We start from the raw sequence: 11,910 nt of genomic DNA, 5'->3' as shown, positions 1-11,910 counted from the left end.
GTCTCGGGCAAGCCGACGGCGCGCAGCGCGTAGGCGTCCAGCACCGTCAGCAACAGCCCGACCGCCGCCACGGCCTCCGCCGTGGACCGCAGGCGCCGGCGCAGCAGCGCGACGGGGGCCGCGAGGGTGGCGGCCGTCAGCACGGCCAGGACGGCGGAGCGGCCGGCGATGCCGAGCGAACCCCAGCTGACGAGGGTGAAGGCCAGCGCCGCCACCGCCAGCAGCACCGCGCCCAGCGTCAGCAGCACGGTCTGGGCGCTCGGGGCGGGGCCCGGGGCCTTGCCCGGGGCCTGCCCCGGGGTCGACCTCGGTGCGGGCCGCGACGGGGACGCGGACGCGGGGCCGAAGGCATACCGCAGCAACCAGTCCCGACGGGCCGTCAAATACACGCGCCTGGCATCGAGTTGCGTCAGCTCACGCTCGATGAGCGTCAGCTCCTCGGCCGGCGGCAAGGGGGAGTTCATGCCCGGAGTGTGGCGCCCGTCACGCCATCAGGACATGGGCGCGCGTACTCGGATCGGTACTCAGGCCTGCCCTGAGTACCCGGTGGGGTGGTGATCCGGCGAACCCCCCGCGCCGCCCGGCCGACCGGAGCAGACTGGAACGCATGCAGCGCCGACCGCACTACCGGTTCCGCAGCGTGTGGGACCTCGACGCCCCACCCGCCCGCGTCTACGCCCTGCTCGAAGACCCCGGACGCTACCCCGCCTGGTGGCCGCAGGTCCGCGAGGTCGAGCCCCTCGACGAGCGCAGCGCCACCGCGCTGATCCGCTCCGTCCTGCCCTACGGGATCCACGTCACCCTCACCGGACTGCTCCGCGACCCCACCCGCGGCGTTCTGGAGGTGGCGCTGCGCGGGGACATCGAGGGCTGGGCGCGGTGGACCGTACGCCCCCGCCGCGGACCCGGCGGCGCCGGCACGCGGGCGCTCTACGAGCAGGAGGTCGACGTGCGCGCCGACCCGCTGCGCCGGATGTCCGGCCCCGCCCGACCGCTGCTGCGGCTCAACCACGCCATGATGATGCGCGCCGGACGGCGAGGCCTCGCGGCCCTGCTGGCCGCCCCGCGCGAAGCGGTTTGAACAGACCCGGAGCCTCTTGTATTGTTCAGTGCGTTCCCGGGCGATTAGCTCAGCGGGAGAGCACTTCGTTCACACCGAAGGGGTCACTGGTTCGATCCCAGTATCGCCCACCGGGAGAGGCCGGTCCGTCATCAGACGGACCGGCCTTCCGCATTGCACGGCGCGTGCGCTAGGCCGCCTGCGACACCTCCGGACGCAGCGGCCAGTGCGGATCCACCGCCTCCGGGGTCCCCTGCCGCGTGAACCACGCCTGGAGCCCGCGCGCCTGCGCCGCGTGCCACACCGCCTGGAGCGTGTGCAGCTCCGCCGGCGTCAACCGCTCCAGCCGCGCCGCGAACCGGCGGCCCACCGCCCGTACGACCTCCAACGAGGCCAGCGCGTCCGCCGCGGCGTCGTGTGCCTCCTCCAGGTCTATCCCGTAGTGCGCGCACAGGTCCGTCAGCGTGCGACGGCCCTTGCGGTAGCGGTCCAGGTGCTTGTCCAACACACGCGGATCCAGCACCGTCAACGGCCGGTTGTCCAGGTACCGGGTCAGCGACGACGCCCGGTGCCGACGCAACTCCCGGTCCAGCAACGTCAGATCGAACGGCGCGTTCATCACCACCAACGGCCGACCCGCCACCTGCTGCTCACCGAGCGCACGGGCTATCTCCTCCACCACCGGCGCCGGCCAACGGCCGTTACGCTGAAGGTGCTCATCGGTCAGCCCGTGCACTTCCGTGGCGCCCCTGGGCACCGGAATACCGGGATTGACCAGCCAACGGGTGGAGCGGACCCGGCCGCCCGCACACTCCTGCACGACGAGCGCGGCGGACACGATCCGGTCCTGCTCGACGTCCACCCCGGTCGTCTCCGTGTCGAATGCGGCCAGCGGGCCCTCATACCAGCGCGTCATGGCGAACTCCTCGTCCCCGATCGGCAGATGGGGCCCACCCCGGGCGCCGACGCCCCGATCCGTGCAGCCCCTGCCCGACTGCGTGATACCCGGGCCCTTTGCCCCGTACGCCGTTTGCGGGCACCCGGGTACGGAGACAACTCTCGTGGGGGGTCGCACGCGTGATCGGTCGTCACCCCATCCCTCCCACCCGCAGAGCCCGGAAGGCACGGGGAGCCGGCCATGGCGCTCGCACAGTCCGAACCGGACGGGGTGCTCCAGGAACGGACGGGTCCGCGGACCGGTCCACTGCGCGGCACACTCGCCACCACCGCATGCATGGAGACCCTTCAGGTGGGATACCTGCACGCCGTCGCCGCCGCGGCCGGCTGCTCGCTGTCCCAACCCTTCCCCGACAACGGCATCGACTGGCACGTCAGCCACGGCGCCCCCGAACACGTCGTCGACGACGAGGTGACCATCAAGGTGCAGTTGAAGGCGACCTACCAGATACCACCGCACCCGACCGGGACCACCTTCGGCTTCACCCTCGACAACGAACACCTGGTGAAGCTGGCCCGCACCCCGGTCGCGGTGCACAAGATCCTCGTCGTGATGCTCGTCCCGCGCGAGCGGGACCAGTGGCTGAGCGCCGGGCCCGAACGGCTCGACCTGCGCCACTGCTGCTACTGGACCAACCTCGCCGGCCACCCCGTGACCGGCCGCCGCCGGACCACCGTACGGATCCCCACCACGCGGATCTTCGACGACCGGGCACTGTGCGAGATCATGACCCGGGTCGGGTCGGGAGGGACACCCTGATGAACCGGCAACCGCCCCGCCTCGAACCACTGTCGGCGCCGCCCTTCACCGCGCCGTTCGCCCCGCCGGCCACCCCCGATCCCGCACGCGTCGACCCCCAGGTGCTCGGAGCGCTGCTGCGCCGGCACGGGTGGCGGCGGCGCGGGGGAGCGGCCGGCCGCTACGGACGCTGGACCCCGCCCGGCCCCGGCGGCACCAGCCTGCTCGTCCCCGAGAGCCGGGCCTTCCCCGACTGCGTCGACCTGCTGGAGGAGGCCCTCACCGCGCTCGCCCGCAGCGGCCTGCCCTCCGCGCGCGAGGTCCTCTTCGGCCTGGGCGTGCCCGGCGACGAGATCCGCTGGGAGCGCGAAGTGCCGCAGGGGCCCTACGGGTTCCGGGGCGAGGCCGCCTGGCCGGTCCAGGAACAGCTGCGCTCGGCGGCCCGCCGGACGCTGCTCGCCGCGGCCCTCGCCGACCGCGCCCGCGCCGGCTACTACGGAGCCCGCCACCAGGCCCAGGCCGAGCGCACCCTCGACGGGATCCTCGTCGGACCCTCCCCGGACGGGCGCCGGCTGACCGCGTACGTCCCCGTGGACGGCGGGCGGGGACCGGTCACCCGGCTGCACCACGCCCTGCACGCGGCGCGCGAGGCCGTCGACTACCAGCGGGCCACCGGCGGGATGGAGGCCTTCGACGCGGCGGTGGCCGCCGGCGTCAGCCGGGAACTGGCCGACGCCCTGATCGCCCTCGTCCGTGGCTCCGAAGGGGCCAGGATCACCCTGGCCTGGGCGCCGGCGGCCGGCGTCCCGGCGGGCTGCGCCGCCCGGCCGGAACCGGTGGAGTTCTCGCCCGGCGACCTGCCGGTGCTGCGGGACGCCGCCGAGCGCTACACGCGCAACGAGCCGGCCGTCCCCGTGCGGATCGTGGGGGCGGTGGTGCGGATGCGGCGCGCGGAGTCGGGCGGCGGGGGCACCGTACGGCTACGGGTGCTGGCCGGCGCGGAGGTCCCGCGCGTACGGGCCGCGCTGGACGAGGAGGCGTACCGGACCGCCGTCCACGCCCACCTGGCCGGGCTGCCGATCCGCCTCGCCGGGCGGCTCCAGCGGCGCGGTGGCTTCCGCAGGCTCACCGATGCGACGGACGTCACCCCCGTCCCCCTGGACGAGGTGGAGCGGGACCGGCTGATGAAGTCCCTGGACTCGCCCTTCGACCCCTCGGAGGTGCTCCCGTCGGACGACTGAGGCGGGGGCCTACGGGCGCAGGGTGAACGAGGCCATGCGCAGGCCCGGGGCGGGGGAGAAGTCCGGGCCGCGCCGGAAGCCGAGGCGTTGGTAGAGGGTCACGGCGGGGGCGTTGTCCGCGCCCGTGGTGACCTCGACCGCGCGGCCCGGGAAGAGCTCCGTCAGCGCGTGGTCGAGCAGCAGCGAGGCGACGCCCCGACGGAACCAGGCCGGATCCACGCAGAGCCGGTCGAGGCAGACGCCCCCGTCGGCGGCCTCCTCCCAGGCGAGGAACCCGGCGACCTCGCCGTCCCCCTCGCCCGCCGCCTCGCCCGCCCCGGTGACGGCCCCCAGCCAGCGCAGCGGTCGCGCGCGCATCGCGTCGAGGCTCTCGGACAGCGCCGGGATGCCGTCGAAGCCGATCAGCTGCGCCTCCACCGCGTACGCGGCCCGGCCGATCCGGTGCACGGCGGCCGCGGTGGCGTCGTCGGTCAGGTCCAGCGGGCGGACCAGGGGGGCCTGGGGGCTCGGCACGGTGCGGCTTCCTTCGACGGATCGGGCGGGGCCTGGGCCTCGTACGCTACGTCCCGGAAGGGGACCGGGCGTAACCGTTTAGCGGCCGGGCCGCTCGGCTCGGTACGATTCAGGCGCGCAGTGATCGCTCGCGCACCCCCTGAGTCAGGAGAGACCGGTGTCAGACGTCCGTGTGATCATCCAACGCGATTCCGAGCGGGACGAGCGCGTGGTGGCCACGGGCACTACGGCGGCGGACCTCTTCGCCGGCGAGCGCACCATCGTCGCCGCCCGCGTCGCGGGAGAGCTCAAGGACCTCGCGTACGAGGTGAAGGACGGCGAGACCGTCGAGCCGGTGGAGATCTCCTCCGAGGACGGCCTGAACATCCTGCGCCACTCGACCGCGCACGTCATGGCGCAGGCCGTGCAGGAGCTCTTCCCCGAGGCCAAGCTGGGCATCGGCCCGCCGGTCCGGGACGGCTTCTACTACGACTTCGACGTGGCCCGGCCCTTCACTCCGGAGGACCTGAAGGCCATCGAGAAGAAGATGCAGGAGATCCAGAAGCGCGGCCAGCGCTTCTCCCGCCGTGTCGTCACCGACGAGGCGGCCCGCGAGGAGCTCGCCGACGAGCCGTACAAGCTGGAGCTCATCGGCATCAAGGGCGCGGCCTCGACCGACGACGGCGCGAACGTCGAGGTGGGCGGCGGCGAGCTGACCATCTACGACAACCTCGACGCCAAGACCGGCGAGCTGTGCTGGAAGGACCTCTGTCGAGGCCCCCACCTGCCCACCACCCGCAACATCCCGGCGTTCAAGCTGATGCGCAACGCGGCCGCCTACTGGCGCGGCAGCGAGAAGAACCCGATGCTCCAGCGCATCTACGGCACCGCCTGGCCCTCGAAGGACGAGCTGAAGGCCCACCTCGACTTCCTCGCCGAGGCCGAGAAGCGAGACCACCGCAAGCTCGGCAACGAGCTCGACCTCTTCTCCATCCCGGACGAGATCGGCTCCGGCCTCGCCGTCTTCCACCCGCGCGGCGGCATCATCCGCCGGGTGATGGAGGACTACTCGCGCCGCCGGCACGAGGAGGAGGGCTACGAGTTCGTCTACTCCCCGCACGCCACCAAGGGCGCGCTCTTCGAGAAGAGCGGCCACCTGGACTGGTACGCGGAGGGCATGTACCCCCCCATGCAGCTCGACGGTGGTACCGACTACTACCTCAAGCCCATGAACTGCCCGATGCACAACCTGATCTTCGACGCGCGCGGCCGCTCCTACCGCGAACTGCCGCTGCGCCTGTTCGAGTTCGGCACCGTGTACCGGTACGAGAAGTCTGGCGTCGTGCACGGCCTGACCCGCGCCCGGGGCTTCACCCAGGACGACGCGCACATCTACTGCACCCGTGAGCAGATGGCCGAGGAACTCGACCGCACGCTCACCTTCGTGCTGAACCTGCTGCGCGACTACGGTCTGACCGACTTCTACCTGGAGCTGTCGACCAAGGATCCCGTCAAGTACGTGGGCTCGGACGAGGTGTGGGAGGAAGCCACCGCCGTCCTCCAGCAGGTCGCCGAGAAGCAGGGCCTCCCCCTGACCCCCGACCCGGGCGGCGCGGCCTTCTACGGTCCGAAGATCTCGGTGCAGGCGCGCGACGCCATCGGCCGTACCTGGCAGATGTCGACCGTCCAGCTCGACTTCAACCTGCCGGAGCGCTTCAACCTGGAGTACACCGCGCCCGACGGCTCCCGCCAGCGGCCGGTCATGATCCACCGTGCGCTGTTCGGCTCCATCGAGCGGTTCTTCGCGGTGCTGCTGGAGCACTACGCGGGCGCCATGCCGCCGTGGCTGGCCCCGGTCCAGGCGGTCGGCATCCCGATCGGCGACGGGCACGTGGAGTACCTGCGGGAATTCGCCGCCGAGGCGAAGAAGCAGGGCCTGCGGGTCGAGGTGGACGCGTCCTCGGACCGCATGCAGAAGAAGATCAGGAACCAGCAGAAGTTGAAGGTCCCGTTCATGATCATCGTCGGTGACGAGGACATGGCCGCGGGCACCGTCTCCTTCCGCTACCGCGACGGTTCGCAGGAGAACGGCATTCCCAAGGCCGAGGCGCTGGCGAAGCTCGCCAAGGTGGTCGCGGACCGCGTCCAGGTCTGATCCACCCGGCGTCCATGACGCGAGGCCCCCGGAAAGTGATCACTTTCCGGGGGCCTTCCTCGTTCGCGCGGGCGAGGTCATATGCTGCGTCCTATGACGATTGAGCCGGAGCAGCAGATCGGTGTGGGCACGCAGGACGCGTTCCAGCGTCTGTGGACACCCCACCGGATGGCCTACATCCAGGGCGAGAACAAGCCGACCGGCCCCGAGGCCGGGGACGGCTGTCCCTTCTGCGGGATTCCGGAGATGTCGGACCAGGACGGCCTGGTCGTGGCGCGGGGCAAGCACGTGTACGCCGTGCTGAATCTCTACCCGTACAACGGCGGCCACCTGATGGTCGTCCCGTACCGGCACGTCGCCGATTACACCGAGCTGGACGGGCCCGAGACCGCCGAGCTGGCGGACCTGACGAAGCGGGCCATGGTCGCGCTGCGCAAGGCGTCCGGGGCTCACGGGTTCAACATCGGCATGAACCAAGGCGTGGCCGCCGGCGCCGGCATCGCCGCGCACCTGCACCAGCACATCGTGCCCCGCTGGGGCGGGGACACGAACTTCATGCCGATCGTCGGCCACACGCGGGTCCTGCCGCAGCTCCTCGCGGACACCCGGCAGATGCTCGCCGACGCCTGGCCCGTCGACTAGGGCCTGTCGTCTAGGCCCTTTCGTCCGGCGTGCGGCCCTCGCGCCGCTGCGTGAGGACGGCCTCGACGTCGAACGGGGTGAGGTTCAGCGGGGGCCCCGGCGGGGGCATCCGCAGGGCCGCCGCGATCTTCTCGTTGATCTCCGTGAGGATCTCCCGCGCCTGGCGCTCGCTGCGGGCGGCCAGGGCGGCCTCCCGCGCGTCCTCGGCCTCCTTGCGGAGCGCGAGGGCCGGCGGGAGGGAGGAGAAGCCTTCGCGGTGCATCTTCCCCTTGATCCACCACAGCTCGTCGTAGGGCGCGTCGAGCGAGGCCAGGGGCTTGCCGAAGCCGGGCAGCCGCTCGAAGTCGCCCCGTTCGCCGGCTTCCTTGATCTGCCGGTCCACGAAGGACTCGAAGCTGACGCCCGGCGGCTTGCGTTCCGTCACGGTCGGTGCCTCCTCGGCTCGTGCCCCACCCGCACTGTCCTCGGCCCTGCCCTGTCAGCGTAACCGGCGCCGCCGGTCAGGCGTCGTACACGTCAGCCTTGCGCGGGGCAGGCTCCTGGATCAGGCCGTTCATGATCGACGAGCGGTTGGTGAAGGCCGACGTGTCCACGCCGTTCTCCTCCAGCACCCTGAAGGCCGCCTGGTGCACCGCCCGCAGGACCGGGGCCACCGTGCGCAGGGCGTCGTCCGCCATGAAGCGGTGGCGCCACATCGAGCCCGCCCACACGTGGCGCAGGCCGAACGGCTCGGGGAGGACCAGCTTGCCGCCGAAGTAGTCCAGCAGTGGCGGGTACCAGGTCAGGGGGGCGCGTACGGCGAGACGTACGACCTCCTGCGCGTCCACGAGCGGGAGCGGGCGCTCCACGGTCTCCCAGAAGCGGATGGATTTCGGGACCTCGATCACCGGGGCCTTGGACTTCGTGGTGAAGAGGCCGGCGACCGGGCCGAGGGCGTGGGCGGTGACGTCGACGCGCAGCGTCTTGTAGAGCACGGTGACGGTCACCAGCATGGTGATGACGAGCTGGCCGTCCCACAGCGGGTACTGGATGCCGAGGTAGTGCCGGTTGCCGGCGCTGAACTGCTGTTCGTTGCAGATCCGGGTGATCTCGTGGGGCTTGATGACGAAGGTGTCCACGTCCTCGCCGGTCGGGCGGGCGACCTCCGTGGCGCCTTCGCCGACGGGGGTGACGATCCAGTGCTGGATCGAGGCGGGCGGGAAGCCGCCGGTGTGCAGGGGGCCGCGCTCCAGCTTGCGCAGCTGGGTGTCGATCGCGCGTATGACGTCCCAGCTGCGGAACGGGTGGATCTCGGCGCCCTCGTTCTTGGGGGTGAGTTCCTCGGCCATCTGCCAGCTGCCCCAGCGGGTGCCCATGCCGAGGATGCCCTTGGGGCCGGCGTAGAAGACGGAGTTGCTGCGGTCCTCGGCGGTGAGTTTGGCCAGCTGGTGGCGCAGGTCCTCGCGGGCCTTCTCGTCGGGGTTGCCGGGGACCGCCTCCGGGATCTTCGCGGTCACCACGCCGCCTCCGCCGAGGAGCCCGTCCCAGCGGGAGCGCATGTCGGCGGCGGTGCGCTCGCAGATGCGGCGGGCGAGGTACCAGCCGAGGACGGGGGCGACGAGCGCGCCGAGCAGGTACAGCTCCAGGAGCCCGCCGCCGGATTCGCGCTGGAGCAGGCGGTAGAGGAGGACGGCGGCCATGCCGACCACGCCGACGAGCAGGGCGGTGCCGATCCAGGTGCTCTTGCGGGCGCCGCCGTCGGCGAGGGTCTTGCGGAGTTGGAAGAGGCCGAGCCACAGCAGCAGGCCGGGCAGGAACAGCACGCCGCAGACCAGCATGATCAGGCGCAGCCTGCGGTCGCGTTCCTTGCGGATGCGGGAGGCGGCCAGGCAGTGTTCCACGACCGTCTGGGGGTCGGCGCCGAAGGACTGGATGAGGGGTTTGCGGCCGGGGCTCAGGGTGCGGGCCTCGACGGCGCGGCAGAAGGCCTCGCCGAGGCTGGGTTCGAAGAGGGAGATCTTCGGATCCTTCACGGACGCCGGGTGGTTCTCGGTGTTGGCCGTGAGGATGGAGGAGAGTTTGGTGTCCTTGCCGCCGTCGCGGTAGGCGGCGGACGCGAGCGCGTTGGTCGCCGCGGTCTGGCCGCCACCCCCCTGGAGTGGAATCTGTGCGCCGGGCCTGAAGTCGAAACCGTCGTCCGCCACCGCTGCCCCCATCGCCGTGCCTCTGTGCATGTGTCGTGCTGTCGTGCTGTCGTGCCGTCGAGTCGCGCCGAAAAGCCTATCGGCGCAGCCTGCCCCATGGTCATGGGACAGGGAAATACCGCCCACCGCAAGCGGGTTGGGTGGGCGGTACCCGTGGCGCTATGTCAACTTGCTTCCCTTCTCTGCCTGTTCGCGCACCTTGTCCGCCAGTTGTGGGGGCATGGGTTCGTGGCGGGCGTAGGTCCGGCTGAAGCGGCCGGTGCCGTGGGAGACCGAGCGCAGGTCGACGGGGTAGCGGCCGATCTCGATCTCGGGGACCTCGGCGCGTACGCGGGTGCGGCCGGCGCCCGCCTGTTCGGTGCCGACGACGCGGCCCCGGCGGCCGGCGAGGTCGTTCATGACGGGGCCGACGTACTCGTCGGGAACCAGTACGTCGAGTTCGGCGACGGGTTCCAGCAGGTGGATGGGGGTGTCGGCGGCGGCTTCGCGCAGGGCGAGGGCGCCGGCGGTCTGGAAGGCGGCGTCGGAGGAGTCCACCGAGTGCGCCTTGCCGTCGCGCAGGGTGATCCGTACGTCGACCAGCGGGTAGCCGGCGGCGACGCCGCGCGCGGCCTGGGCGCGTACGCCCTTCTCCACGGACGGGATGAACTGGCGGGGCACCGCGCCGCCGACGACCTTGTCGACGAACTCGATGCCGCTGCCGGGGGGCAGGGGCTCGACCTCGATCTCGCAGATGGCGTACTGGCCGTGGCCGCCGGACTGTTTGACGTGCCGGCCGCGGCCCTCGGCCTTGGCGCCGAAGGTCTCGCGGAGGCTGACCTTGTGGGGGACGGGGTCGACCTGGACTCCGTAGCGGGTCCGCAGGCGCTCCAGCGCGAGGTCCTGGTGGGCCTCGCCGAGGCACCACAGCACCAGCTGGTGGGTGTGCGGGTTCTGCTCCAGGCGCATGGTCGGGTCCTCGGCGACGAGGCGGGCCAGGCCCTGGGAGAGCTTGTCCTCGTCGGCCTTGCTGTGCGCCTCGATGGCCAGCGGCAGCAGGGGCTCGGGCATGGCCCAGGGCTCCATGAGGAGCGGCGCGTCCTTGTCGGAGAGGGTGTCGCCGGTCTCGGCGCGGGTGAGTTTGGCCACGCAGGCCAGGTCGCCGGCGACGACCTGGCCGAGGGGGCGTTGCTGTTTGCCGAAGGGGCCCGTGAGGGCTCCGATGCGTTCGTCCGAGTCTCGAAGTCGTCGGTCCTCGTGGCCGCGGTCGGCGAGGCCGTGGCCGCTGACGTGCACGGTGGCCTCGGGGCGCAGGGTGCCGGAGAAGACGCGGACGAGGGAGACGCGGCCGACGTAGGGGTCGGAGGAGGTTTTGACGACCTCGGCGAGGAGCGGTCCGGCGGGGTCGCAGGTGACGGCCGGGCGGGAGGCACCGTCGGGGGAGGTGACGGCGACGGGGGCGCGTTCGAGGGGGGTGGGGAAGCCGCCGGTGACGAGTTCAAGGAGTTCGACGGTGCCGAGGCCCTGGCGGGCGCCGTCGGCGGCGGGGGCGGCCATCAGGACGGGGTGGAAGGTGCCGCGGGCCACGGCGCGCTCCAGGTCGTCGACGAGGGTCTTGAGGTCGATGTCCTCGCCGCCGAGGTAGCGGTCCATGAGGCTCTCGTCCTCGCTCTCGGCGATGATCCCCTCGATGAGGCGGGAGCGGGCGTCGTCGATGAGGGCCAGCTCGGCGGGGTCGGGGTCGCGTTCGACGCGTTCGCCGGAGGAGTAGTCGTAGACGCGGCGGGAGAGCAGGCCGAGCAGTCCGGTGACGGGGGCGTGGCCGTCGGGTCCGGTGGGTCCGTGCAGGGGGAGGTAGAGGGGGATGACGGCGTCGGGGTCGTCGGCTCCGAAGATCTCGCCGCAGACGGCGGTCATCTGCGAATAATCGGCGCGGGCTGCCTCCATGTGGGTGACGACGATGGCGCGGGGCATGCCGACGGCCTCGCATTCGTCCCAGACCATGCGGGTGGCGCCGTCGATCCCGTCGGCGGCCGAGACGACGAAGAGGGCCGCGTCCGCGGCGCGCAGACCGGCCCTGAGTTCGCCGACGAAGTCGGCGTATCCGGGGGTGTCCAGGATGTTGATCTTGATGCCGCCCCATTCGACGGGGACCAGCGAGAGCTGGACCGAGCGCCGGCGGCGGTGCTCGATGTCGTCGTAGTCGGAGACGGAGGTGCCGTCCTCGACCCGACCGGCCCGGTTCACGGCTCCCGCGGTGAGGGCCAGGGCCTCGACGAGCGTGGTCTTGCCGGCGCCGCTGTGGCCGACCAGCACGACGTTCCGTACGGAAGCGGGGCGGTCGGCCGTCAGTGCCCTGCCGGCGGCCCCGGCTTGGTGTGATGTGGCTCCCATGGTGCTCGTGCCTCCCGGTGTCGCGGTGAGGAGGTTGATCGGGGTCCTTCGAGCTTTGCACTGGCGTC

General features: G+C 72.0%; 10 protein-coding genes and 1 tRNA gene. 6 read left to right on the top strand and 5 right to left on the bottom strand.

What is annotated here, in order from left to right; genetic code table 11:
• Nucleotides 1-607 precede the first annotated feature (607 nt).
• Nucleotides 608-1,081 (top strand): SRPBCC family protein, encoded by a 474-nt coding sequence (locus M4D82_RS06985; protein WP_249765211.1) that lies wholly within the window; start codon nt 608-610, stop codon nt 1,079-1,081.
• Nucleotides 1,082-1,119: 38 nt separating this feature from the next.
• Nucleotides 1,120-1,191: transfer RNA gene (locus M4D82_RS06980), tRNA-Val, on the top strand.
• A 59-nt stretch (nt 1,192-1,250) separates the two neighbouring features.
• Here the strand turns inward: M4D82_RS06980 and M4D82_RS06975 are convergent.
• Nucleotides 1,251-1,976, bottom strand: a complete 726-nt coding sequence (locus tag M4D82_RS06975) for a 3'-5' exonuclease (RefSeq protein ID WP_249765210.1) — start codon at nt 1,974-1,976, stop codon at nt 1,251-1,253.
• Nucleotides 1,977-2,198: 222 nt separating this feature from the next.
• On the opposite strand from M4D82_RS06975, the gene M4D82_RS06970 reads away from it, so the two are divergent.
• A complete protein-coding gene (locus M4D82_RS06970; protein WP_249765209.1) occupies nt 2,199-2,777 on the top strand; it encodes a DUF4365 domain-containing protein in 579 nt (192 codons plus the stop codon).
• The gene (locus tag M4D82_RS06965) at nt 2,777-3,997 is read left to right on the top strand and encodes a hypothetical protein (protein ID WP_249765208.1); all 1,221 of its coding nucleotides are present in this window, start codon (nt 2,777-2,779) and stop codon (nt 3,995-3,997) included. The genes M4D82_RS06970 and M4D82_RS06965 overlap by 1 nt, the downstream gene beginning before the upstream one ends.
• Before the next feature lie 9 nt (nt 3,998-4,006).
• Here M4D82_RS06965 and M4D82_RS06960 read toward each other — a convergent pair whose 3' ends face one another.
• Nucleotides 4,007-4,510, bottom strand: coding sequence for a GNAT family N-acetyltransferase (locus M4D82_RS06960; protein ID WP_249765207.1), 504 nt, complete (start codon nt 4,508-4,510; stop codon nt 4,007-4,009).
• A 157-nt stretch (nt 4,511-4,667) separates the two neighbouring features.
• Here M4D82_RS06960 and thrS point away from each other — a divergent pair, with 157 nt between their 5' ends.
• The gene (gene thrS, locus M4D82_RS06955) at nt 4,668-6,644 is read left to right on the top strand and encodes a threonine--tRNA ligase (protein WP_249765206.1); all 1,977 of its coding nucleotides are present in this window, start codon (nt 4,668-4,670) and stop codon (nt 6,642-6,644) included.
• Nucleotides 6,645-6,725: 81 nt separating this feature from the next.
• Nucleotides 6,726-7,286 carry an HIT family protein gene (locus M4D82_RS06950; protein WP_249765205.1) on the top strand — a complete coding sequence of 187 codons (561 nt, stop codon included), beginning with the start codon at nt 6,726-6,728 and terminating at the stop codon, nt 7,284-7,286.
• A gap of 10 nt (nt 7,287-7,296) precedes the next feature.
• Here M4D82_RS06950 and M4D82_RS06945 read toward each other — a convergent pair whose 3' ends face one another.
• From M4D82_RS06945 to M4D82_RS06935, 3 genes are all read right to left on the bottom strand, one after another.
• On the bottom strand, nt 7,297-7,710 hold the full coding sequence (locus M4D82_RS06945) for a DnaJ family domain-containing protein (RefSeq protein WP_249765204.1): 414 nt from the start codon (nt 7,708-7,710) through the stop codon (nt 7,297-7,299).
• Between the two features lie 76 nt (nt 7,711-7,786).
• Entirely contained in the window at nt 7,787-9,469 is a 1,683-nt protein-coding gene (locus M4D82_RS06940) for an AbeC-like domain-containing protein (RefSeq protein ID WP_502989051.1), read from the bottom strand.
• Between the two features lie 159 nt (nt 9,470-9,628).
• Nucleotides 9,629-11,842 (bottom strand): elongation factor G-like protein EF-G2, encoded by a 2,214-nt coding sequence (locus M4D82_RS06935; RefSeq protein ID WP_249765202.1) that lies wholly within the window; start codon nt 11,840-11,842, stop codon nt 9,629-9,631.
• Nucleotides 11,843-11,910: the final 68 nt, after the last annotated feature.

This window comes from Streptomyces sp. RerS4 (assembly GCF_023515955.1).
Classification (GTDB): domain Bacteria; phylum Actinomycetota; class Actinomycetes; order Streptomycetales; family Streptomycetaceae; genus Streptomyces.
This window is presented reverse-complemented; position numbering and strand designations above follow the sequence as displayed.